The sequence below is a fragment of the Rhodoglobus sp. GW821-FHT12B09 genome, from assembly GCF_058809925.1.
In genome coordinates, this window is the sequence record NZ_JBXATB010000006.1 from 126,673 (window position 1) to 149,604 (window position 22,932).

The window sequence follows — 22,932 nt, forward strand, 5'->3', positions numbered from 1 at the left end:
CATGGCCCGCAACGGCAAGTCGGCCCGCTACGCGGCGGGCGCCAGGTACTCCTCCCAGTCGGGCAGAGCGCGCTCCACTCCGCGCACCAGCCACGTCGTCCCGTGCGGTGGGCGGGGGGTCATTCTCAGCTGCCAGGACATCTCCGCGGGCGTCCGATCGCCCTTGATGTTGTTGCAGCGCAGGCAGCACGCGACGAGGTTCTCCCAGCTGTCCTTGCCGCCGCGCGAGCGCGGGAGTACGTGGTCGATCGTGTTCGCCGAGCCGCCGCAGTAGCCGCAGCGGTGGTTGTCGCGCCGCAGCACACCCCGCCTCGAGACGGGCACGTGGCGGCCGCTCGGGATTCGCACGTAGTTGCGCAGGATGATGACCGAGGGGCGGTCCCACGCACCGGTCGAGCCCCAGACGGGATGCTCGGCATCGGCCGCGACGATGGTGGCCTTCTGGTTCATCACCAGCACCAGTGCCCGCTTGAAGGACACGACGGCGAGGGGCTCGTAGCCCGCGTTCAGGACAAGTGTGCGCAAGTGCGATCCTCTCGAAAGAGCCTGCACGGCTTGCAGGCGTTCGACTCCCTGAGGTTCACGCATCAAGGGGAGCGGCAGGTAAACAAAAAGGCACCGTCGTAAGACGATGCCTTCGGGTTATTGCCTGCCCTGCCGTATGTAGAAGCGCGCGCGCACGTCCCTGGTTTGGACGCTGCTCTCGCTCGACATTCGGCTCTCCGGTTCACTAATGAATCCCAAGGGTTTCAGGGTAACCCAGAACTGGCGCGCGGCCTGCCAACGCGCCAGTTCCGGATGCCCGTCAGATCCCGAAGCGGACGACGTAGTAGTCGTCAGTCCACAGCGGGCGGACGCTGACGACGCCGCCCTCCTGCGGAGCATCCAGGATCATGCCGCCGCCCATGTAGAAGCCGTCGTGGCCGTCCATGATGATCACGTCGCCGGGGAGGGCCGCGGCGGGGTCGATCGCGACACCGGCGTTGCCCTGGCTGGTCGAGCCGTGGGGCAGGGAGATGCCGAACTGGGCGTAGACGTACATGACGAAGCCCGAGCAGTCGAAGCCCGACGGGTCGGCCCCGCCGTACACGTACGGAACGCCCTGGTACTGCAGCGCCGTCGCGATAACGGAATCGAGGCTGAAGCCCGAGGGCAGCGGCGGGTCGCTCAGATAGTACGAGGTGCTGATGGATGCCGCGGCAGCCGCTGCGGCGGCGAGCTCCTCGGGCGTGGTCGCCGTGAACGCGTCGCGGGCGGCCGGGGCGAGCACGGCGTCCGCGTTCACCGAGACCGTCTGCGCGTCGAGGGTCCTCAGCTCCTGCAGCTGCTCGGAGGCCCGGGCCTGCGCGCTCGGAGCCTGCGTCGCGTAGGCCGGCACCGCAACGGTGGCGAAGAGGCCGGGGACGACGAGTGCGACGACCGCGGCGCTCAGCACGCTGGACCTCCGCCGTCGGACGAAGGCCTCGGGAACCTCCTGCTGCAGTTCGGGCGCAACCTGGATCGGATCTTCTGACAGTGACAAGAGGTGACCTCCTGCGTCTCGCCCGCTCTCAGTAGCGGTTCCCATCTCGTATAGATCGATGTACCTCTAGAGACGGGCAGTGCGAGACGCTCTAACAGGGCCTTCTGACCGGGATTCTGGCCGCGGAAGACTTAGTGACTATAGGAAGCCAATTGTTGACCTGTCACATAGACAGATGAGTCTGTCAGGAAGCTCCTGTTGAAAACTCAGCGTGCGACGAAGATGTGGACGGCGACCTCGTTGGGCAGCTCGAGGCCCTCGCCGAAGCCGTCGACCTGCACGAAGACGTACGAGCCTGCGGCCGAGATCGTCGCCGTGGCGCCGGGCAGAACGCCCGCGCCCTGCAGCTGCTGGAGGAGCTCCGGCTCGAACTGCACGGGCTCCCCGAGGCGGCGGATGACCGCGCTGATGCCCTCGGTCGACTCGCCCACGCGCTCCACGAGGTTGATGACGCCGTCCATGAACGCGGGCGCCGGGGCGTCCCCGAGTTCAGCGAGGCCGGGGATCGGGTTGCCGTAGGGCGACTCCGTCGGGTGGTCGAGCATCTCGAGCAGGCGGCGCTCGACCTGCTCGCTCATGACGTGCTCCCACCGGCATGCCTCGTCGTGCACATAGGCCCAGTCGAGGCCGATGACGTCGGCGAGGAGGCGCTCGGCGAGGCGGTGCTTGCGCATGACGTGCACCGCGCGGCTGCGGCCCTCTGCCGTGAGCTCGAGGTGGCGGTCGCCCTCGACGTTCACGAGGCCGTCGCGCTCCATGCGGCCGATGGTCTGCGAGACAGTCGGGCCGGAGTGGCCGAGGCGCTCGGAGATGCGGGCCCGGAGTGGCACGATGTGCTCTTCCTCGAGGTCGAGAATGGTACGCAGGTACATCTCGGTGGTGTCCACGAGATCCGTCATAGTCCAAGACTAACCGGATGCCGCCCATAGGATTGGACGCATGCCCAGCCTGACCATTCCTTCTTCCTTGCTGCCCGCTGACGGCCGGTTCGGGTGCGGCCCGTCGAAGGTCAGGCAGGAGCAGCTCGACTATCTGGCCGGTGCCGGCGCGGCCCTCATGGGCACCTCCCACCGCCAGGCTCCGGTCAAGAACCTGGTCGGCCGCGTGCGCTCGGGGCTCGGTGAGCTGTTCCGCCTTCCCGACGGCTACGAGGTCGTCATCGGCAACGGCGGCTCGACCGCCTTCTGGGACGCGGCGGCCTTCTCCCTCATCTCGCAGCGCAGCGAGAACCTGACCTTCGGCGAGTTCGGCTCGAAGTTCGCGCAGGCGGCCTCCGCCCCGTTCCTCACCGCGCCCCACATCATCGACGCTCCCGCCGGCTCCCGCGCCGAGGTCGAGATCGTCGACGGCGTCGACGTGTACGCCTGGCCCCAGAACGAGACCTCCACCGGCGTCATGGCCCCGGTCACCCGCGTGGACGCTCCCGGAGCGCTCACCGTCATCGACGCCACCTCGGCAGCGGGCGGCATCGACTTCGACTCCTCGCAGGCCGACGTCTACTACTTCGCGCCGCAGAAGAACTTCGCCTCCGACGGCGGCCTCTGGTTCGCCCTCTTCTCCCCCGCCGCGATCGAGCGGGTCGAGGCGATCGCGAGCAGCGGCCGGTACATCCCGGAGTTCCTCTCCATCAAGAACGCCGTCGACAACTCGCGACTCAACCAGACCCTCAACACCCCCGCGCTCTCCACGCTCCTGCTGCTCGAGAACCAGGTCGACTGGATCAACGGCAACGGCGGCCTCGCGTGGGCCTCCTCGCGCACGCAGGAGTCGTCGTCGGCGCTGTACGAGTGGGCCGAGCGCACCTCGTACACGACCCCGTTCGTCGCCGACCCGGCGCACCGCTCGCAGGTGGTCGTCACGATCGACTTCGATGAGAGTGTGGATGCCGCGGCCGTAGCCTCGGCGCTGCGCGAGAACGGCATCGTCGACACCGAGCCCTACCGCAAGCTCGGCCGCAACCAGCTCCGCGTGGCCACCTTCGTCGCGATCGACCCGGCCGACGTGCGCCAGCTCATCGCGTCGATCGAGTACGTGGTGGAGAACCTCTAGCTCCGCAGCGCCGCGCCGATCCGCTGCTCCGCCTCCTGGGTGACGACTCGATCGCCTGTCGTGCCCCAGCGACCGCCGCTCACGTGCGCGAGCCTCGTGCCGAGGGACCACTTGCTACGGCCCACGCCGGTCACCGCGCAACAACTGGTCCCTCGTGACGCGTCGCGCCCTCGGCACGGGCTGCTTCCCCGGCAAAGCCTCCCGCCCTCGGCACGGGCTGCTCCCCCGTGACGCCTCCCGCCGCGAGCCGGCGGAAAGTGCTCCACCTCGCGCTCGCGGAGCAGTTTCTGACGTCTCGCGGCGGCTCGTGCGGAGGATGAGCGCCGCGCCCCGGGATGTCCCACAAATGGTGAACGTTCTGGAGCACGGGCGGCAGACCGCGGCGGCGCGCTAACGTAGAGCCGTGCGCTTCTGGCTCAAGGACTCGGAACGGCGGCCCGACCCGGCCCCCGTGAAGACCGACGACCGCACAGCGTTTCTCGTCGGGGTGATCGTGTGGATCATCGGCCTCGTCGCTGTCGTGATCATCAAGCCCGAGTACCTGTGGACCTGCGTCGCCGGCCTCGCGATCGGGGTCATCGGCTTGGCCTGGTCGATCTGGAGACACCGAACTCAGTAAGTGCGGTCTGCCTAGTCGTCGTCGTCATCGTCGAAGTCGTCATCATCGGAGTCGTCGTCAGTGTCGAGGTCGTCGATGTCGACGCCGTCGAGGTCGCCGCCGTGCAGCACGTCGTTGCCGAGAACGTCATCCTCGTCGAGCTCGTCGTCGGAGTCGTCGTCGGAGTCGTCCGACTCGTCGTCCTCGTCGGAGTCGTCATCCTCGTCGGACTCGTCGTCGTCCGACTCGTCGGAGTCGTCCTCGGGCGCGGCACTCTCCTGCGCGGCCTTGTACTCGGCGAGGCGGTCGCTCCACGGCACCCAGTCGGGCGCGAGCAGGGCGCCCTCGGCGGGCATGAGCTCGACCTCGAGAACCGTGGGCTCCTCGCCGGGGACCTGGGCGATCGAGACCGTCCACTTCCAGTCCGGGTAGCCGGGCTGGGCGGACGCGAACAGGACGGAGACGATGCCGTCGCCCTCATCCGTCTCGCCGACCCACTCGCCGACCGTCGAGGCCGACGTGATCTCGAGGAGCGCGGCGCGCGCTAGGTCTTCGAAACGGTGCTCAGGCATCCAGCTCGTCCGCGACCTTGCGCAGCATGGCGGCGATCTTCGAGCTGTGCGCCTTGTCGGGGTAGCGGCCTCGCTTGAGGTTGGTGCCGATGCCGTCCATGAGCTTGACGAGGTCCTCGATGATGATCGCCATGTCGTCAGCTGGCTTGCGGTTGAGCTTCACGAGCGACGGAGGGGCGTCCAGCATCCGCACTGAGAGCGCCTGGGCGCCCTTCTTGCCGTCGGCGATGCCGAACTCGAGCTTGGTGCCGGGCTTCACGCCGGTGGTGCCTGCGGGCAGGGCGGACGCGTGGAGGAAGACTTCCTGGCCGTCATCAGAGGTGATGAAGCCGAAGCCTTTCTCGTCGTCGTAGAACTTGACCTTGCCGGTGGGCATCGCGGTACTCCTTATAGCTGTGTCCACTAAGACTAGAGGACGCGGGCTATCCCGTATCCTTGGCACGTGCCCAACGACGCCCCCATTACCTCCCAGCGACTCGAGCGCATCCTCGCCTTCATGGTCGCGTCGGCGGTGGGGCTCTCCATCATCTGCTTCCTCGCCGTCATCATCGCGACCGGAGTGGGCGTCGCCAAAGACACCTTCAGTCAGACACCCTGGCCGACGATCATCTTCCTGCCGGTCGTGGGCCTGCCCATCGGGGCGATCCTCCTGGTAGCCCTCATCGTGATCAGCAGCATCCGTCGGGGTCGTGAAGCAAAGGATGGCAAGTAACGACACCGCCCTGGCCTTCGCCGGGCACCTGAGGTCGCTCAGCGACGACGACCTCGTGCGGCTCCTCAGCGCCCGCGAGCTGCGCGAGAACGGCATCAAGGACTTCTTCGACCTCGCCGATGCACTGCTCGACCCGGCCTCCGTCCAGCAGGCTCTCGCGCGGCTCGACCGCCCCACCCTCGCCGCGCTGGCGACGGTCGGCGAGCTCGGCAGTGCGGGCATCCCGGATGCCGCGGCTCACCTCGAGGCCGCCGGTGCAGACCCCGCCGCCCTGGCCGCCCTGCCGGCGCACCTCGCCTCGGCCGTACACCTCGCACTCGCGATCGAGCAGGGCGGAACGTTCACCGTCCCGCCCGCGGTCACCGCCCAGCTGGGCGAGTGGCCGTCCCTCGGCCTGCCCTCGCGCGAGGAACTCGTCACCGAGCCCGCGCCCACTCCCCTCGCCCCGGTCAGCCAGGTCGACGCCCGGTTCACCGACACCGTCTCCGCCGAGCGCGCGTTCGGCACGACCACCGCGATCGTGGAGCTCGTCGCCGAACTGCAGCACGAGTCGGCCCGCGAGCTCGCGCGCGGAGGCATCGCCCTGCCGGACAGCAAGCGGCTCGCGGCCTCGATGGGCGTCGACATCGACGACGTCGTGGTTCTGCTCGAGATCGCCGCCCGGGCCGGCCTCGCCGCACTCGACTCCGGCCGGTGGATGCCGACCTCCGCGAGCGCCCCGTGGCTGCTCGACTCCTCCGGCGACCGCTGGGCCGCACTCGCCAACGCGTGGCTCGAGCGGCTGCCGACCGACATCCGCGCGATCCTGGGCCGCAGCGCGCACGCGACGTGGGGCGAACGGCTCGACGACTACGCGACCTGGCTCTACCCGGCGGGCGGCGACTGGATGCGCGAGCGCGTCCGGGTCTACACGCGCGACGCCGAGCTCCTCGGCATCACGGCGCACAACGAGCCCAGCACCCCGGGCGTCGCACTGCTCGCCGAGGGGCCGCACGAGGCCTCGGACGCCATGGCCGCCCTGTTCCCGCCCGAGGTCGCCAAGGTCTACCTGCAGCCCGACCTCTCCGTCGTCTCGCCCGGCCCGCTGGAGCCGGCGCTCGACTCCCGGCTGCGCGCGATGGCCGACGTCGAGGCGCGCGCGATCGCGTCCACGTACCGGATCTCGACGGCGAGCCTGTACCGCGCCATGGCCACGGGCGAGTCGGAGGCGACGATCAGGGAGTTCCTGACGGGGATCTCGCTCACGGGCATCCCGCAGCCGCTCTCGTACCTGATCACCGAGGCCGCCCAGCGCTACGGACTCGTGCGCGTGGGCGTCGTGGACGGCGACCGCGCCTACGTGCGCTCGGCCGACGACACGCTGCTGCGCACACTGCTCGTCGACCACGGCATCGCGGCGCTCGGCCTCACGCGCGCCGGCGACCGGCTGCTGAGCCGCTTCGACCGCGACCTCGTGTTCTGGACGCTCGCGGAGGCCCGCTACCCGGTGGCGGCGGAGAACGCCGACCGCGAGGTCGTCGTCCTCACGCGCAAGCACGCGACCCGCGCCGTCGCCGCCTCGACGGACTCGACGGCCTCCCTCATCGAGCGGCTGCGGCTCGGCAGTTCGAGCGACTCCGAGGAGACCGACAAGGCGTGGCTGTCACGGCAGCTGGACGTGGCGATCCGCAACAAGGTGGGTCTCACGGTCACCGTGCGGATGCCGGACGGCACCGACGTCGACTACCAGCTCGAGCCGGCGAGCGTGGGCGGCGGGCGCCTGCGCGCGCGCGACCGCAAGTCCGATATCGAGCGCACGCTACCCCTGGCGAGCATCGTGTCGGTCGGGCCCGCGCAGTAGCCACAGCGCCAGCCCGAGCACGAGGAGCACTCCACCGAACGCGGCCGCGTACCACGCCGTGTCCGCCGGGATGTCGAGGTACACGGTGATACCGAGGATGCGCGAGAGCCCCCACGGCAGCAGCCCGAGCTGGTCGTTCCAGACCGTGAGCGCCCGCTCCAGGCCGACGCCGCCGATGAGCGCGCCGATCGCCGCGAGCACGGCCCCGACGCCGGCGAGCGCGACACCCCACGCCCGGCGGGCGCCGAGCTGCACCGCCGCCGCCCAGCCCGCCGCGACGATGAGCCACAGGAACAGCGCGAACGCGAGCGTCACGTAGACCGAGCGGCCCGCCGGGTCCGTCCAGAAGTGGAACCAGTACCCGCCCGGCCCGGTCGGCGCGATCACCGCGAGCTGCAGGGCTACCCGCAGTAGCGCAACCCCGCCGAGCACGGCGACGACCGACCACACGGCGGCCCTGCGCACGGCGAACAGCAGCACGGCGGCGAACAGCGCCCACCCCGCGAGCATCGTCAGCATGTGGGCGGGCGCCTCGAACCAGGTGGAGATGCCCCGGCTCAGGACGATCGCCACCACAGGGACCACGACGAGCGGCACCCGCGACCCGAGGTCGTCAGCGGCCCGCCACGGGCGCACCGCCCCGAGCACCATCGCGCGGGCCGCCCGGGCCCCCGGCAGGCGCCGCACCCGGGTGCTGGCCGCGGCGATGCCGTAGGCCAGCCACAGCACGATGAGGGCGAGCAGGATGCGCGCCGCCCACGCCATCGCGAGGTCGCGGTCGCCCCGGGCGATGCCGAGGTCGGCAGCCGTGAGGTTGTAGGCCGGATAGTCCAGGTTGCCCGCGTACTCGCTCTCGTGCGCCGCCGAACTGGCCTCGAAGGCCGCGGTTGCGGCGCGCCACTGGTCGTACGCGGTGCCGGAGCCGGTGTCGTGCCACTGGGCTTGGCGCAGCACCATGGCGCGGTAGTCCGCGAGCATCGTGAGAGTGCTCGTCTCGTAGTCGAGGGTGCCCAGGAAGGCGGTCCGGAGCTCGGGCGACTTCCAGGCCGCGGCATCCGTGCCCTCGAGCGCGGAGCGCATGGAGCTGACCGCGTCGAGCGCGCGCTGCCCGCCGGCAATCGCCTCGTCGAGCTGGTCGCGGCTGACGTTGTAGATGACGTCGAGCACGGCGCTGTCGCCGGTGAGGATGTCCCACTCGAAGATCCACATCATGGGCGGCGGCTCGAGGCCGATCGCGAACACCCGCCGGTCGGCGTACGGGCCGATGTAGAGGCCGTCGGTGATGGCCGCGCGGGAGGACGCCATCGCCTGGCCGATCGCCGCGATCGTGGCGGGGTCGTCGGAGAACCAGCGGCGGGCCCAGTCCGCGGTGATCGCCGCGGGGTCGAGGGAGGGGTCGCGCGCGAGCCGCACGGCTAGCTCGGTGTTCAGCTCGTACAGCTGCCAGAACCCGCGCTTGAGCTCGAGGGTCATCGGGCCGGCGCGCCAGGGTCCGCCGTCCTGCGTCCAGGTCCAGATGCCCTCGACGTGCGGGTTGGCCGCGATGAAGCGGTTGATCGCCTGGCTGTACAGGTCGCCCAGGTCGTTGGGGAAGGCGCCGAAGTCCTCGAACTCGCGCCGGCTCTGGAACTCGATGATGCGCCGCTGGTCGCCCGACTCGAGGGTCGTGTTGAACGGCAGATGGCTGTAGAAGTCGCCGAGCGTGTACTTCGTGCTCACGATCAGCCTGTCGGAGTCGATGCCGTCGAGCACCTCGGCGTAGGACGCCGGGTCCGTGTGCATGTCGCCCACGGCGCCCACCCCCACGCTCCAGCTGCGGAAGATCACCTCGCGATCGGCCTTCTCCGCCTCGGCCGTGAACGCGGTGAGCATCGCGCGAACGGCGGGGACGGTGGTCACGGCGAGCGCCGAGTAGTAGTCCCACCCGGGCAGGTCGTACACGCTGCCCGCCTCGCCGATGCGGATGAGGGTGCCGTCGATGTAGGGCATGGACGCGTAGAGCTCGTCGAGGCCCGCGGAGTAGACATCCCACAGCGCCGGGTTCTCGGTGTCGAGCGAGCCGAACCGCTTCTCGAGGTACGCCTGCAGCGGGGTGGTGAGGGTGAGCATGTCGGTGCGGAAGTAGACCTTGAGCCCCGCGTCGTGCGCATACTGCCAGAGCGGGCCGAACGCCTTCTGCAGCGCGAGGGCGCGCGCGACGTGCTCGTCGCCGTCGGCGTACACACCGAGCGAGTCGAACGTCAGGTACTCGACGAGGCCCGGGACGGCTATCGCGTTGTAGCCCTCCGCGAGCACGTGCCGCACGTAGTCGTCGAACTCCTCGGCTGCAGCGCTCATCGCGGCCCCGTCGATGTAGGGCGCCTCCGGCAGCATCACGTCCTGGAACGCCTTCGAGTTGTGCGAGTAGTCGTCGCCCGCGCGCCACGCGGCCTCGTCGGGCGTGACGCCGACGGCACCGAGGTCGACCATGCGGAACGGCAGGGCCGAGTCCACCCGCCCCATCGTGAGGGCGCGGCCGTCGCGCACCGCGGACGCCACGTCGTAGACGCCCCGGGCGGCACCGGCGTCGCTCGCCGCGACGATGGTGAGGGCATCCGGGCCGCCCTGCAGCTCGTAGCCCTCGTCGGTGTCGTCGCCCGCGCCCACCTGCAGCGCGAGGGTGGCTGTGCCCTCAGTGGCCCGGGATGCCACGGCCGCCCGCAGCTCGTCGCGGGCGAGCTCGAGGCGCGCGCCGCTGGTCTGGGTGATGAGGGTGATGGCGCGGGGCACCACCACCGGGGCCTCGGGGGCGGCGGAGGGCGACTCGCCCGGGATGTCCGAGCTCTCGCTGCGGATGCCGAGTGCGTCGCCGAGCCCGTACGAGACGCCAGCCCCGAGACCGAGGAGAACGAGCGCGGCGACACCCGCGAGGACAGGCCGGCGCACACTCTTCACGCGACGCACAGTACCAGCACGGCGCGCGCCGCCTAGGCTGTAAGGATGCCCACGAACGGCCCCCTCATCGTTCAATCCGATCGCACCGTGCTCCTCGAGGTCGCGCACCCGCAGGCGGAAGACGCCCGGCACGACCTCGCGGTGTTCGCCGAGCTCGAGCGCGCGCCCGAGCACATCCACACGTACCGCATCACGCGGCTGGGCCTGTGGAACGCCCGCGCCGCGGGCCACACCGCCGAGGACATGCTGGCGACGCTCGAGACGTACTCCAAGTTCCCGGTGCCGCAGTCGGTCATCGTCGACATGACCGAGACCGTCGGCCGCTACGGCCGTCTGGTGATCGAGCGGGCGGATGACGGCGCCCTCACGCTCACGGCCACCGACGCCGCGGTGCTCAGCGAGATCACCCGTGCCCGCAAGGTGGCCGGGCTGCTCTTCGAGAAGCGCGGGGACCACACGTACGTGGTGCAGGCCTGGGCCCGCGGGCAGCTCAAGCAGGAGCTGCTCAAGCTCGGCTGGCCGGCGGAGGACCTGGCCGGCTACACCCCGGGCACCCCGCACGACATGGCGCTCAATAGCGTCGACGGCTGGCACCTGCGCCCGTACCAGGACCAGGCCGTGGACAACTTCTACGCGCACGGCTCGGGCGTGGTCGTGCTCCCCTGCGGCGCCGGCAAGACGCTGGTCGGGCTCGGCGCGATGGCGGCGGGCAAGACCACCACGCTCATCCTCGTCACCAACACGGTGTCGGCGCGCCAGTGGCGCAACGAGATCCTCAAGCGCACCACGCTCACCGAGGACGAGGTGGGCGAGTACTCCGGGCAGGTGAAGCAGGTGCGTCCCGTGACCATCGCGACGTACCAGATCCTCACCGCGCGCCGGAAGGGCGAGTACGCCCACCTCGCCCTGCTCGACGCGCTCGACTGGGGCCTCGTGATCTACGACGAGGTGCACCTGCTGCCCGCGCCGGTGTTCAAGCTCACCGCGGAGCTGCAGGCCCGCCGCCGCCTCGGCCTCACCGCCACGCTGGTGCGCGAGGACGGCCGCGAGGGCGACGTGTTCTCCCTCATCGGGCCCAAGCGCTTCGATGCGCCGTGGAAGGAGATCGAGGCCCAGGGCTTCATCTCCCCCGCCTCCTGCTACGAGGTGCGGATCGACCTCCCGGAGCAGGAGCGGCTCGAGTACGCGGCATCCGCCGACGACGAGCGCTACCGGCTCGCGGCCACCGCCCCCGCCAAGCTCGGGGTGGTGCGCGACCTCGTGAAGAAGCACGAGGGCGAGCGCATCCTCGTGATCGGGCAGTACCTCGACCAGATCGACGAGCTCGCTGACGCCCTGAACGCCCCCAAGCTCACCGGCGCCACCCCGGTCGACGAGCGGGAGCGGCTGTACGACGCGTTCCGCACCGGCGAGATCACGGTGCTGGTGGTCTCGAAGGTGGCCAACTTCTCCGTGGACCTCCCGGAGGCGACCGTCGCGATCCAGGTCTCTGGCTCGTTCGGCTCGCGCCAGGAGGAGGCCCAGCGCCTCGGGCGCCTGCTGCGCCCCAAGGAGAGCGGCCTGCCCGCGAACTTCTACACGCTCGTGGCGCGCGACACCGTCGACCAGGACTTCGCCCAGAACCGGCAGCGGTTCCTCGCGGAGCAGGGCTACAGCTACACGATCCTCGACGCCGACACGCTCGAGGCGGCGTAGCCACCGCAGCGGCGCCCCGCCCGCCGCCGGTGCCCCGCCCGCCGCGGCGCCCCGCCCGCCGCGGCGCCCCGCCCGCCCGGTGCGAAATGCAGGATGCACGAGCATCCCGGCCCGTATTTGCGCGGTCTCACACCTCGTGGGAGCGCTCCACTCCTGCATTTCGTACAGCGGCGCGCGGGTGGACAGCCGCGCGAGGGTGGGACGGCGGCGCGAGGGTGGACGGCCGCCCGCGGGTGGACGGCCGGGTCGGGGCTACCGCGCGTAGCGCAGCAGCAGGGTGTCGCCCGAGCGCAGCACGTGGCCGAGCGCCATGCCGCGCGCCTCGGGCAAGTCGCCGTGCGAGATGCGCGGCGCGTCGCCCGCCTCGAGCGACGGGGCGATCGTGACGCACAGCTCGTCGACCGCGTCGACGGCGAGGAGCGAGCCGAAGAGCGACGGTCCGCCCTCGCACAGGATGCGGGTGAGGCCCCGGGCGCGCAGCTGCTCGATCGCGCCGGGGAGGTCCGCGTCGATGATGTCGGCGACGGCGGCGAAGCGGTCCGCGGGCCGGGACGTGACGATGATGGGGCGCACCGGCGCCTGCGTGAAGATCCGCGACCCGGGGTCGAGGTCGAGGCGGCCGCTCACGATCGCGAAGACCGGGTGCTCGGGCATCCCGTGCTCGACCCGCCAGCGCGCCGAGGCGTCGGAGACGCGCATCGGCCCGTAGCCCTCGTCGCGCACGGTGCCCGCGCCGACGAGCACCACGTCGCACACGCGCCGCAGCAGTTCGAAGTGCCGCTTGTCGGCGGCGCCCGACAGGCCGCCCGAGAGGCCGTCGTGGGTGGCGGCGCCGTCGATGCTCGAGACGAAGTTGACCCGCACGCCCGGCCCGAGGTCGGCGACGAGGTCGTCGTCCGTGAGGTTGTCGGCGGGGCGCGGCCAGAGCCGGTCGATGCGAGTCGTCATGCGTCCAGCCTCACACGTTGTGCCTCAGGTACGCGGGCTGCCGGAGCCCCAAGATCGCCTCGGTCATCCGCACCGCGGCGACCGACGCGGGAACGTCGTGCATGCGCACGATGCGCGCGCCCTTCATGATGCACACGACGGCCGCCGCGAGCGACCCCTCCAGCCGCTGCCCCTGCTCGCGGTCGATCGACTCGCCGACGAAGTCCTTGTTCGAGACGGCGGCGAGGGTGGGATACCCGAGCGCGACTATCTCGTCCAGCCGCCGGGTGAGCTCCAGGGTGTGCAGGGTGTTCTTGTTGAGGTCGTGGCCGGGGTCAACCACGAGGCGCTCGCGCGGCACGCCCCCGGCGAGCGCGCGGTCCACGCGCTCCCGCAGGAACGCGGCGACCTCCACCACGACATCGTCGTAGTGCGGCTTGGGCTTCTCGCTGCGGGGCGGGCCGATGCTGTGGGTGAGCACGAGCGTGGCCTGGCTCTCGGCGATGACGCCGACCATGCCCTCATCCCAGAGCCCGCTCGTGTCGTTGATGACGGCGGCGCCCGCGGCGATGGCGCGGCGCGCAACCTCGGCGTTCGCAGTGTCGACCGAGATGACGACGTCGGATGCCGCGGCCACCCCCTCCACGACGGGAACTACCCGCGCGATCTCCTCCCCGACCGAGACCGCAGGCCCCCGGCCGAACGGGACGCCGCCGATGTCGACCCAGTCCGCGCCGTCCTCGGCCGCCCTCAGCGCCGCCGCCACTGCACGGTCGAGGGCGAACGTCGCCCCCTTGTCGTAGAACGAGTCCGGCGTGCGGTTCACTACCGCCATCACGGCGACCTGCTTCTCGAAGTCGAAGGTCCGCCGTCCGATGCGGCGGGGCGCGAGAGGCTCGGTGCGACGGTGGTCCATACGAGAATGGAACCATGCCCGTGACCCCGTTCGTGATCGACGTGCCCCAGTCGGAGCTCGATGAGCTGCGGCGGCGGCTGCGCGCGACCCGGTGGCCGGACGCGGTGGCGGATGACTGGAGCCAGGGCATCCCGCCCGCAGCCCTCCGCCGTGTGGTGGAGCACTGGGCCGGCGCGTACGACTGGCGCGCGATGGAGCGCGAGCTCAACGAGCTCGACCACGTGATGGTGGACGGCATCCACGCGGTGCGCGCCGGCACTCCGGGCGCGACGCCGCTGCTGCTCGTGCACGGCTGGCCCGACGGGTTCGTGCGCTTCCTCCGCGCGCTGCCGCTCATCGCCGACCGGTTCGAGATCGTCGTGCCGAGCATCCCGGGCTACGGTTTCAGCGCGCACCCGGCAGAGCCGCTCGGTCCGGTCGGTGTCGCCGACCGCTTCGCCGGGCTGATGTCCGCGCTCGGGCACGAGCGGTTCGCCGTGCACGGCGGCGACATCGGCACCCAGATCGCCGACCAGCTGGGGCTGCGGCATCCCGAGCGCATTACAGCCCTGCACCTCGGCGACGTGCCACTGCGGCGGATGCGCGGCATCCCGGCCGCGGAGCTGACCGACGCCGAGCGCGAGTGGCAGGCGAACGGCGCCGCATGGGAGCTCGCGGAGGGCGGCTACTCGCACGTGCAGCGCACCAAGCCGCAGACGCTCGCCGCCGCGCTCAACGACTCGCCCGCGGGGCTCGCCGCGTGGATCCTCGAGAAGTTCGAGGCGTGGAGCGACCGGGGCCTCGATGCGTTCAGCCTCGACGACCTCGCGACGAACCTCACCGTGTACTGGGTGACGCAGAGCGCGGGCTCGGCGGCGCGGTACTACTACGACAACACGGTCACGCCCACGGGGGTGCAGACCGCGCCGACGGGGTTCGCGATGTTCCCCGCCGACATCTGCCCCGCGCCGGAGGAGTCCGCGAAGCGGTGGTACCCGGTGGCCCGCTGGACGGAGATGCCGCGCGGCGGGCACTTCGGCCCGTGGGAGGAGCCGGAGCTGTGGAGCGCCGAGCTGCGGGCCTTCGCCGACCAGCTGGGGCTCTAGCCGCCCGAGTGGGTCTGCTGCGAGAGCAGGAGCCGCTTCTCGGCGAGCCAGTCCATGAAGGCGAAGCCGACGCCCGACAGCAGGAACGTCAGGTGCAGCATGATGCGCCAGAACTGCTGCTCCGCAGTGACCGTGTACTCGCTGCCGGTGAGCACCCAGCCGGTGAAGTCCTGCAGCAGGCCGATGACGGAGATGGCGACGATGGAGCCGATGAGCTTCATCTTGAGGCCGGAGAAGTCGACGCGGCCCATCCAGCTCGGGCGGTCTTCCGCGTTGCGGGCGACGGCGATCTTCGACACGAAGTTCTCGTAGCCGGCGAAGATCACGATGAGCACCAGGTTCGCGAGCAGGGTGAGGTCGAGCAGCGCGAGCACGCTCAGGATCAACTGCTCCCCCTCGATCGAGAACACGTGGGTGACGAGGTGCCAGACCTCCTCGAAGAACTTCACGAGGATCACGACCAGAGCGACGACGAGGCCGACGTAGAAGGGGGCGAGCAGCCAGCGGCTGCCGAACATGAACCGTTCGGCAATGTGCTCGACGGCGAGGGCTCGGGGGTTCTTGGGGCGCGGCGGGGTGGTGGTCACCGGGTCGTGGCTCATGTGTCAACCGTATTCCGTGACGGCTGGGCGAATGCCCGGAAACCGGTCAACGCACTCCCAGACAACGCTCAGACGACTCGCAGATACTTGCTCCATGGCTGATGGACCCAAGATTCTGATCGTCGACGACGAACCCAACATTCGCGACCTCCTCACCACGTCGCTGCGCTTCGCCGGCTTTGCCGTGCGCGCGGTCGGCAACGGCGCGCAGGCCATCTCCGCCGTGCTGGAGGAGGAGCCCGACCTCATCATCCTCGATGTCATGCTCCCCGACATGAACGGCTTCGGCGTGACCAAGCGGCTGCGGGCATCCGGCTACACCGCCCCCATCCTCTTCCTCACCGCGAAGGACGACACTGAGGACAAGATCACCGGCCTCACGGTCGGCGGCGACGACTACGTCACGAAGCCGTTCAGCCTCGATGAGATCGTCGCCCGCATCAAGGCCATCCTCCGCCGCACTATGCACGACGACGAGGAGGCGGTCATTCGCGCCGGCGAGCTCACGATGGACCAGGACACGCACGAGGTCACCATCGGCTCCGAGCAGATCGAGCTGAGCCCCACAGAGTTCAAGCTCCTCCGCTACCTCATGCTGAACCCTAACCGCGTGCTGTCCAAGGCGCAGATCCTCGATCACGTCTGGGAGTACGACTTCAACGGCGACGCGGGCATCGTGGAGAGCTACATCTCGTACCTCCGCCGCAAGCTGGACCAGTTCTCGGCGGAGCCCGTCATCCAGACCAAGCGCGGTTTCGGCTACATGCTCAAGGCTGCCCGAGTCTGACGTGACCGCCCGCCGTAGGCTGGTGGCCTGATGCACGAGATCACGGAGTGGTGGAACCGCATTTCACTGCGGACCAAGATCACCGCGGTGACCGTGCTCCTGCTCACCTTCGGCCTGCTGGTGACGGGCGCCGGCACCATGACTGTCCTGCGCGGCTACCTTCTCGAAGAGCTGGACGCGAAGATCAGCCTCGCGGGCCAGAACCTGCAGATCCAGCCGAGCGGCACGGCCGACGACCCGCAGTGCAGCCTGCCGACCCTGCCCAACGACTACTTCCTCGCCGTGCTCAAGTACGACGGCACGCTGATCTGCAACAACAGGGCTCAGGATGCCGCGCGGCCGGTGGTCGACTCGCTCACCCTGCCGAACATCGCCGGCAGCACGGGGGCAATGACAGTTCCCAGTACCGTCGTCGGCGACCAGTGGCGGGTCGTCGCCTACCCCGCCACCAACCGGCTGGGCACTGACTACTTCGTGATCGTCATCGGGCTGGACCTCAAGGAGACCAACGCGACGGTCTCCCGGCTCGCGGCTATCTTCCTCTTCTTCGGCCTCACCGTCGTCATTCTCGGCGGGGCCATCACCCGCCTGCTGGTGACGAGCACCTTCGCCCCGTTGCGCGAGGTCGAGGCTACGGCCGCGCGCTTCGCGGAGGGCGACTTCAACCAGCGGCTCTCGGGCGCCACCCCCAACACCGAGGTCGGGCGGCTGAACCGCTCGCTGAACGCCATGCTCGGCCGGATCGACCGCGCCTTCGCCGACCGCGCGAAGACCATCGACCAGATGCGCCGCTTCGTCGGCGACGCCTCGCACGAGCTGCGCACGCCTCTCGTCTCGGTGCGCGGCTACGCCGAGCTGTACCGCATGGGCGCGCTCACCAAGCAGGAGGACGTCGCGCAGGCGATGGAGCGCATCGAGAAGGAGGCGATCCGCATGGGCGAGCTGGTCGAAGACCTCCTCGAGCTCGCGCGCATCGACGAGGCGAAGCCGCTGCAGCTCGCCGAGCTCGACCTGGTGCCCCTCGCGCAGGATGCCGCGCTGGACGCGATGGCCGCCGCTCCCGACCGGGTCGTGACAGTCGTCGGCACGGATGCCCCGGCCGAGCCCCCCGCGCAGACGCTGGTGCTCGACGTCATCCCTCCGGAGGCCCCCGCCTCCCGCCCGCCGAGCGCGGCCACCGGCCCCATCGCGTTCGCGGGAGCCACCCTCGCCCGCCTCACCGCCCGCCGTGCGCGCGCCAACCGCGCCCCCGGCGAGGTCGTGACGATCCCCGAGCCGCCGCCCGCCGAGCTGCGCGCCGTGGTGCTCGCCGAGGAGAACAAGATCCGCCAGGTCGTCGCCAACCTCGTGGGCAACGCGATCCGATTCACCCCGGAGGGCTCCCCCATCGAGATCGGCGTCGGGGTCGACCGGGACGAGCGCATGGCGATTCTCTCCGTGATCGACCATGGCGAGGGAATCCCGCCGCAGATCAGGGAGAAGATCTTCGAGCGCTTCTGGCGCGCCGACAGCTCGCGCCAGCGCGCGACCGGTGGCAGCGGGCTGGGCCTCGCGATCGTGGCGGCGATCGTCGGCTCGCACAACGGCGCGGTCGAGGTCGTCGAGACGCCCGGCGGCGGAGCGACCTTCCGCGTGAAGCTTCCGCTCCTCCCCAGCGCGGTGGATGCCGCATCCGCCCCCACCCCGTCCTGACCCCGCCTGCGGGCTCGCCGACGCCGCTACTGTCACCCGCATGACTCGTTACCAGGTAGACAGTGAAGCAGTCCTCTCCGCGACCGGCGCCGTGCGCTCCTCGATCTCGCGGATCCAGTCGGAGGTAGGCGGGCTGTACGGCCAGCTCACCCAGCTCCAGTCGTCGTGGACCGGCGACGCGGCCACCGCCTTCTCCGGCGTCGTCGCCGACTGGAAGGCGACCCAGCAGCGGGTAGAGGAGAACCTCGCCGCCATCAACCAGGCGCTCACGCACGCCGGCCAGCAGTACGCGGAGATCGAGGCGTCGAACGCGCGCCTCTTCCTCCGCTAGCGGGTTGAATAGCGCGCTCTGGCGCGCGTATCGAAACGACAAGGGCGGCCCTCCCGGAGGAGGACCGCCCTGTTACGTGCTCAGACTTAGAAGTCCATGCCGCCCGACGGGTCGCCCATCGGAGCCTGGTTCTTCTCGGGCTTGTCCGCCACGACCGCCTCGGTCGTGAGGAACAGACCGGCGATCGACGAGGCGTTGAGCAGCGCGGAGCGCGTGACCTTCACCGGGTCGTTGATGCCGGCGGCCAGCATGTCCACGTACTCGCCAGTCGCGGCGTTGAGGCCCTGGCCGACCGGGAGGTTGCGCACCTTGTCCGCGACAACGCCGGGCTCGAGGCCCGCGTTGAGCGCGATCTGCTTGAGCGGGGCGTCGATGGCCACGCGCACGATGTTCGCGCCCGTCGCCTCGTCGCCGACAAGGCCGGTGAGGGCCTTGCTGTCGAAAGCGATCTTGCCAGCCTGGATGAGGGCGACGCCACCACCGGCGACGATGCCCTCCTCAACCGCTGCCTTGGCGTTGCGCACTGCGTCCTCGATGCGGTGCTTGCGCTCCTTGAGCTCGACCTCGGTGGCTGCACCGGCCTTGATGACCGCGACACCGCCGGCGAGCTTGGCAAGGCGCTCCTGGAGCTTCTCGCGGTCGTAGTCGCTGTCCGTGTTCTCGATCTCGGCGCGGATCTGCTTGACGCGGCCGGCGATGGCGTCCTGGTCGCCCGAGCCCTCGATGATCGTGGTCTCGTCCTTGGTGATGACGACCTTGCGAGCGCGGCCGAGCAGGTCGAGCGTCGCGTTCTCGAGCTTGAGGCCGACCTCCTCAGAGATCACCTGGCCGCCCGTGAGGATCGCGATGTCCTGCAGCTGCGCCTTGCGGCGGTCGCCGAAGCCGGGAGCCTTGACGGCGACCGACTTGAAGATGCCGCGGATCTTGTTCACGACGAGAGTCGCGAGCGCCTCGCCGTCGACGTCCTCGGCGATGATGAGCAGCTGCTTGCCGCTCTGGATCACCTTGTCGACGATGGGCAGCAGGTCCTTGATGTTCGAGATCTTGCTGTTCGCGATGAGGATGTACGGGTCTTCGAAGACCGCCTCCTGGCGCTCCTGGTCCGTGACGAAGTACGCGGAGAGGAAGCCCTTGTCGAAGCGCATGCCCTCGGTGAGCTCGAGCTCGGTGCCGAAGGTGTTCGACTCCTCGACGGTGACGACGCCCTCCTTGCCGACCTTGTCGATCGCCTCGGCGATCAGTGCGCCGATCTCGGGGTCACCGGCGGAGATGGAGGCGGTGGCCGCGATCTCCTCCTTGGTCTCGATCTCCTTGGCGCTCGCGATGAGGGCCTCGATGACGGCCGCGGTGGCCTTCTCGATGCCCTTCTTGAGGCTGATGGGGTCCGCACCGGCGGCGACGTTGCGCAGGCCCTCGCGCACGAGCGCCTGGGCGAGCACGACCGACGTCGTGGTTCCGTCACCGGCGACGTCATCGGTCTTCTTGGCGACCTCCTTGACGAGCTCGGCACCGATCTTCTCGTACGGGTCGTCGAGCTCGATCTCCTTGGCGATCGACACACCGTCGTTCGTGATGGTGGGCGCGCCCCACTTCTTCTCGAGCACGACGTTGCGGCCGCGCGGGCCGAGGGTCACCTTGACCGCGTCGGCCAGGATGTTCAGGCCGCGCTCGAGGCCGCGACGGGCCTCTTCGTTGAAAGCAATGATCTTTGCCATGTGTGTTTCTCGTCCCTCCCGGACGTCGTACAGACGAATTCTTTAGCACTCGAAACGTGCGAGTGCCAAGGGCTAAATTAGCACTCGCCAAGGGTGAGTGCAAGAAAGGTGCGGAGTGCGGAAACAGCGGATGCCGCCCACCTGCGTGAGCGGCATCCGTGTGCTGAAACTGGTGAAGACCTAGGCCAGGTGAACCGCCTCGGCCTGGGGGCCCTTGGCCCCCGTGCCGACCTCGAATACAACCTGCTGGCCCTCTTCGAGAACCTTGTACCCACTCATGTCGATCGCCGAGTAGTGGACGAAGACGTCCTGCCCTCCGCCGTCGACGGTGATGAAACCGTAGCCCTTCTCAGCGTTGAACCACTTCACGGTTCCGTTCGCCATGTGTTACTCCCTGCTGTGCTCCTGGCGGCGCCGGACGGGCGGGCCAATGCCAGATAGTAACGGGGAGAAAACACCCTGTAGAAGGGGTCAGAGGCTGATTAAACACGCGTGTAACACAATCGGAACCGCCCGCGCTATTTGGGGCGCTCTACGGTGCCGTAGCGGCCCCGGGGTAGTCGAGGCCGATGACGACCGTGAGGACCGATCCGGGGAAGGTGTCGGGGCTGACCAGTCGGATCTGGCCCTTGCCGAGGGACACGACGACGCCCCGCGCGACATCCTCATTGACGGGGTCGCTGTAGTAGACGGTGGTCGTCTCGACGTCCTTCTGGCCGGCGTTAGTGCGGGCCGTGATCGTCCAGCCGACGGCGGCGAGCGCATCGCCCACAGTGTTCTCCAGACCCGCGGTCGGGGTTCCGTTGAGAACTGTGATGTTGATCTTGCGCGCCGGGTCGATCGTCGTCGGGTCGAGAACCGGGTCGGCCGTCGGAGTGGAGGTGGGGCTCGGCGTCGGGGTGGGCGCAGGCTCGAAGATGGGCAGGCCGACGTCCACGCCGACGACGTTGCTGAGCCCCCACAGGCCGCCGAAGATCAGCACACCGGTCGCGAGCAGCGCCCACGCGAATCCGATCCAGCCGCCGCCCTTCTTCTTGGGACCGCGGTGGGCGCCGATGCGCTTGAGGTCCTCAGGAAGCTGGTCGAACCGGTCTTTGGGATATGCGGCCATGGCTCAGTCGTTCGATTCGTCGTGGGGGTCCGTGCCACCGTGGTCGTGGGTCGTGAATGTCCGCGCGGCCCTGGCACTCGTGCGCGCATCGCGTGCGCGCTGCAGGCGCCGAACCAGCATGGGATCGTGCCGCACGGCTTCGGGCGTATCGATCAGGGCATTCAGCAGTTGATAATAGCGGGCCGCCGGGAGAGAAAACTGGGAGCGGATCGCCTCTTCCTTCGCGCCCGCGTGGCGCCACCACTCGCGCTCGAAGTCGAGGATGCGGCGGTCGCGCTCGGGCAGGGCGGAGTCCGGTTCCCCCGCACGCTCCTGCTGCGCAGCCATGGACCTCCCGACGCCGCTGCCATCCTAGGGCTCGGGCGCTGCGCATCCGCTGTCCCGCGCTGGCTCGTCGGGAATCCCGCGGTGGGAGGTTAGGATAGCCTAAGTTCCCTTTTCCCGACCCGATTGGCCGCCATGCTGCCCCGCCCCCGCCTCGCTGCCGCCCTGGCTGCCGCGGCCGTCGTGCTGCTGGCAGGATGCACCGCTCCCGCCGCGCCCTCCCCCGCCCCGGGCGTGGTCGCCGCCAACCCCGCCGTGCCCCTCGCCGACCTCGACGTACTCGCCGACCCGCACTCGTACGAGGGACCGTCCACGGCGGTCCTCGCGGATGCCGCGATCGCCGCCCCCGCGCAGGCTCCCGCGCAGCAGCTGCCGGCCACGGTCACCTCCCACGACCTCGCGGGCGACACCAGCGCGACCGTGAAGTCGACCGAGCGCATCCTCGCGATGGACATCTCGGGGTCGATCGCCGCAACCGTGTTCGGGCTCGGCTTCGGCGGCTCCGTAGTCGGGCGGGACGTCTCGACCACGTTCCCCGGCACCGAGGAGCTGCCGGTGATCACGTCCAGCGGGCACACGGTCAACAACGAGGCGATCCTGGCCCTCCGCCCCACGGTGCTCATCACCGACGGCTCGGTCGGGCCCGTCGACGTGGTCCTGCAACTGCGGGACGCCGGCATCCCCGTCGTCTTCGTCGACACCGACCCGACCATCGACGGGGTCGGCGAGCTCGCGCGCCAGGTGGCCGCCGCCCTCGGCGCCCCGGCGGCGGGCGAGTCGCTCGCGAACGATCTCACGGCGGGCATCGCGGCGAAGGTGGCCGAGATCGCGGCGATCGTGCCGAAAGGCGAGCCGCTCCGGATGCTCTTCCTCTACCTGCGCGGAACATCCGGCATCTACTACCTCTTCGGCGAGGAGTCGGGGGCCGACGTGCTCATCCGCTCGCTCGGCGGCGTCGACGTGGCCGCCGAGATCGGGCTGGACGGCATGCGGCCCATGACCGACGAGGCGATGGTCACCGCGAACCCCGACCTGATCCTGGTGATGACCGACGGCATCGCGAGCGTCGGCGGGGTCGACGGGCTGCTCGGCTCGAAGCCCGCTATCGCGCTCACCACGGCCGGCCAGCACAAGCGGTTCGTCGACATGGCCGACGGCGAGGTCCTCGCGTTCGGCCCCCGCACCGCCGAGGTGCTCGACGCCCTCGCCCGCGCGATCTACGCCCCGGGTCAGTAGCAGTTCCTAGAGTGGTCGGTGGTCGGAGAGCCGGGGCTACCTGGCGGCCGAGCGCATCACCGGCTCGCTCGACGGCGTCGAGGGCGAGGTGACTGTGCACCACGGCGCGCTCAACTCCCCCGACGACCCGAGTGCCTTCGGCTACATCGTGCCCGGCACCGGCACGGGGGCATTCGCTGACTGGGCCGGCACCGCGCGCATCGTCCACGACGACCGCGGGCCGTACTTCGTCTTCACGCTGGGTTAAACCCCAAGAGCGGGGCGGGCGCCGGATCCAGCACCCA

At 70.0% G+C, this 22,932-nt stretch carries 24 protein-coding genes and 1 pseudogene; 11 read left to right on the forward strand and 14 right to left on the reverse strand.

The window, feature by feature from the left end; translation table 11 throughout:
• Positions 1-27: 27 nt before the first annotated feature.
• The 3 genes from AC1RTC_RS12755 to AC1RTC_RS12765 all read right to left on the reverse strand — a co-directional run bounded on the left by AC1RTC_RS12755 (position 28) and on the right by AC1RTC_RS12765 (position 2,421).
• Positions 28-525, reverse strand: coding sequence for an HNH endonuclease (locus AC1RTC_RS12755; protein WP_493156222.1), 498 nt, complete (start codon positions 523-525; stop codon positions 28-30).
• A gap of 280 nt (positions 526-805) precedes the next feature.
• Positions 806-1,522 carry a C40 family peptidase gene (locus tag AC1RTC_RS12760; RefSeq protein ID WP_493156224.1) on the reverse strand — a complete coding sequence of 239 codons (717 nt, stop codon included), beginning with the start codon at positions 1,520-1,522 and terminating at the stop codon, positions 806-808.
• Positions 1,523-1,728: 206 nt separating this feature from the next.
• On the reverse strand, positions 1,729-2,421 hold the full coding sequence (locus AC1RTC_RS12765) for an iron-dependent transcriptional repressor DtxR (RefSeq protein WP_493156226.1): 693 nt from the start codon (positions 2,419-2,421) through the stop codon (positions 1,729-1,731).
• 40 nt (positions 2,422-2,461) lie between these two features.
• Here AC1RTC_RS12765 and serC point away from each other — a divergent pair, with 40 nt between their 5' ends.
• Entirely contained in the window at positions 2,462-3,571 is a 1,110-nt protein-coding gene (serC, locus tag AC1RTC_RS12770) for a phosphoserine transaminase (protein WP_493156228.1), read from the forward strand.
• On the opposite strand, the gene AC1RTC_RS12775 is transcribed toward serC, so the two are convergent.
• Positions 3,568-3,696, reverse strand: a complete 129-nt coding sequence (locus AC1RTC_RS12775; protein WP_493156230.1) for a hypothetical protein — start codon at positions 3,694-3,696, stop codon at positions 3,568-3,570. The two genes, serC and AC1RTC_RS12775, sit on opposite strands and share 4 nt — an antisense overlap.
• 278 nt (positions 3,697-3,974) lie before the next feature.
• On the opposite strand from AC1RTC_RS12775, the gene AC1RTC_RS12780 reads away from it, so the two are divergent.
• Positions 3,975-4,190: a DUF2530 domain-containing protein gene (locus AC1RTC_RS12780; protein ID WP_493156231.1), complete on the forward strand. Its 216-nt coding sequence runs from the start codon at positions 3,975-3,977 to the stop codon at positions 4,188-4,190.
• Positions 4,191-4,201: 11 nt separating this feature from the next.
• Here the strand turns inward: AC1RTC_RS12780 and AC1RTC_RS12785 are convergent, their stop codons facing one another.
• Both AC1RTC_RS12785 and AC1RTC_RS12790 read right to left on the reverse strand, forming a co-directional pair.
• Positions 4,202-4,741 carry a DUF3027 domain-containing protein gene (locus AC1RTC_RS12785; protein ID WP_493156233.1) on the reverse strand — a complete coding sequence of 180 codons (540 nt, stop codon included), beginning with the start codon at positions 4,739-4,741 and terminating at the stop codon, positions 4,202-4,204.
• The gene (locus AC1RTC_RS12790) at positions 4,734-5,117 is read right to left on the reverse strand and encodes a cold-shock protein (protein WP_493156235.1); all 384 of its coding nucleotides are present in this window, start codon (positions 5,115-5,117) and stop codon (positions 4,734-4,736) included. Before AC1RTC_RS12790 ends, AC1RTC_RS12785 begins: the two co-directional genes overlap by 8 nt.
• A 66-nt stretch (positions 5,118-5,183) precedes the next feature.
• On the opposite strand from AC1RTC_RS12790, the gene AC1RTC_RS12795 reads away from it, so the two are divergent.
• Positions 5,184-5,453 (forward strand): hypothetical protein, encoded by a 270-nt coding sequence (locus AC1RTC_RS12795; RefSeq protein WP_493156237.1) that lies wholly within the window; start codon positions 5,184-5,186, stop codon positions 5,451-5,453.
• Entirely contained in the window at positions 5,443-7,293 is a 1,851-nt protein-coding gene (locus AC1RTC_RS12800) for a helicase-associated domain-containing protein (protein ID WP_493156239.1), read from the forward strand. The genes AC1RTC_RS12795 and AC1RTC_RS12800 overlap by 11 nt, the downstream gene beginning before the upstream one ends.
• Here the strand turns inward: AC1RTC_RS12800 and AC1RTC_RS12805 are convergent.
• On the reverse strand, positions 7,252-10,227 hold the full coding sequence (locus tag AC1RTC_RS12805; RefSeq protein ID WP_493156241.1) for a hypothetical protein: 2,976 nt from the start codon (positions 10,225-10,227) through the stop codon (positions 7,252-7,254). The genes AC1RTC_RS12800 and AC1RTC_RS12805 overlap by 42 nt on opposite strands.
• A 45-nt stretch (positions 10,228-10,272) precedes the next feature.
• Between AC1RTC_RS12805 and AC1RTC_RS12810 the strand changes: the two genes are divergently transcribed.
• Complete coding sequence (locus AC1RTC_RS12810; protein ID WP_493156243.1) at positions 10,273-11,922, forward strand: DNA repair helicase XPB; 1,650 nt, start codon at positions 10,273-10,275, stop codon at positions 11,920-11,922.
• A gap of 252 nt (positions 11,923-12,174) precedes the next feature.
• Here AC1RTC_RS12810 and AC1RTC_RS12815 read toward each other — a convergent pair whose 3' ends face one another.
• The gene (locus tag AC1RTC_RS12815) at positions 12,175-12,870 is read right to left on the reverse strand and encodes a pyrimidine reductase family protein (protein WP_493156245.1); all 696 of its coding nucleotides are present in this window, start codon (positions 12,868-12,870) and stop codon (positions 12,175-12,177) included.
• 10 nt (positions 12,871-12,880) lie between these two features.
• Entirely contained in the window at positions 12,881-13,765 is an 885-nt protein-coding gene (gene folP / locus AC1RTC_RS12820) for a dihydropteroate synthase (RefSeq protein WP_493156247.1), read from the reverse strand.
• 14 nt (positions 13,766-13,779) lie between these two features.
• On the opposite strand from folP, the gene AC1RTC_RS12825 reads away from it, so the two are divergent.
• A complete protein-coding gene (locus AC1RTC_RS12825) occupies positions 13,780-14,850 on the forward strand; it encodes an epoxide hydrolase family protein (RefSeq protein WP_493156249.1) in 1,071 nt (356 codons plus the stop codon).
• Here the strand turns inward: AC1RTC_RS12825 and AC1RTC_RS12830 are convergent.
• On the reverse strand, positions 14,847-15,452 hold the full coding sequence (locus AC1RTC_RS12830) for a TIGR00645 family protein (RefSeq protein ID WP_493156251.1): 606 nt from the start codon (positions 15,450-15,452) through the stop codon (positions 14,847-14,849). The genes AC1RTC_RS12825 and AC1RTC_RS12830 overlap by 4 nt on opposite strands.
• A 94-nt stretch (positions 15,453-15,546) precedes the next feature.
• On the opposite strand from AC1RTC_RS12830, the gene AC1RTC_RS12835 reads away from it, so the two are divergent.
• The 3 genes from AC1RTC_RS12835 to AC1RTC_RS12845 are packed head-to-tail and all read left to right on the forward strand — an operon-like array spanning position 15,547 to position 18,262.
• Positions 15,547-16,239, forward strand: coding sequence for a response regulator transcription factor (locus AC1RTC_RS12835; protein ID WP_493156253.1), 693 nt, complete (start codon positions 15,547-15,549; stop codon positions 16,237-16,239).
• A gap of 30 nt (positions 16,240-16,269) precedes the next feature.
• Entirely contained in the window at positions 16,270-17,931 is a 1,662-nt protein-coding gene (locus tag AC1RTC_RS12840; protein ID WP_493156255.1) for a sensor histidine kinase, read from the forward strand.
• A 40-nt stretch (positions 17,932-17,971) separates the two neighbouring features.
• Positions 17,972-18,262: a WXG100 family type VII secretion target gene (locus AC1RTC_RS12845; protein WP_493156257.1), complete on the forward strand. Its 291-nt coding sequence runs from the start codon at positions 17,972-17,974 to the stop codon at positions 18,260-18,262.
• Positions 18,263-18,348: 86 nt separating this feature from the next.
• Here the strand turns inward: AC1RTC_RS12845 and groL are convergent, their stop codons facing one another.
• The 4 genes from groL to AC1RTC_RS12865 form a co-directional block, all read right to left on the reverse strand.
• The gene (groL, locus tag AC1RTC_RS12850; protein WP_493156259.1) at positions 18,349-19,977 is read right to left on the reverse strand and encodes a chaperonin GroEL; all 1,629 of its coding nucleotides are present in this window, start codon (positions 19,975-19,977) and stop codon (positions 18,349-18,351) included.
• A 180-nt stretch (positions 19,978-20,157) separates the two neighbouring features.
• Positions 20,158-20,361, reverse strand: coding sequence for a cold-shock protein (locus AC1RTC_RS12855; RefSeq protein ID WP_493156261.1), 204 nt, complete (start codon positions 20,359-20,361; stop codon positions 20,158-20,160).
• 148 nt (positions 20,362-20,509) lie between these two features.
• Positions 20,510-21,088: a LytR C-terminal domain-containing protein gene (locus tag AC1RTC_RS12860; protein ID WP_493156263.1), complete on the reverse strand. Its 579-nt coding sequence runs from the start codon at positions 21,086-21,088 to the stop codon at positions 20,510-20,512.
• 3 nt (positions 21,089-21,091) lie between these two features.
• Positions 21,092-21,415 carry a DUF3263 domain-containing protein gene (locus AC1RTC_RS12865; RefSeq protein WP_493156265.1) on the reverse strand — a complete coding sequence of 108 codons (324 nt, stop codon included), beginning with the start codon at positions 21,413-21,415 and terminating at the stop codon, positions 21,092-21,094.
• A 132-nt stretch (positions 21,416-21,547) separates the two neighbouring features.
• Between AC1RTC_RS12865 and AC1RTC_RS12870 the strand changes: the two genes are divergently transcribed.
• Together AC1RTC_RS12870 and AC1RTC_RS12875 are read left to right on the forward strand one after the other, a co-directional pair.
• Entirely contained in the window at positions 21,548-22,648 is a 1,101-nt protein-coding gene (locus AC1RTC_RS12870; RefSeq protein WP_493156266.1) for a heme/hemin ABC transporter substrate-binding protein, read from the forward strand.
• 37 nt (positions 22,649-22,685) lie between these two features.
• Positions 22,686-22,895: pseudogene (locus tag AC1RTC_RS12875) on the forward strand (DUF3224 domain-containing protein); the annotation flags it as partial.
• Positions 22,896-22,932 lie beyond the last annotated feature (37 nt).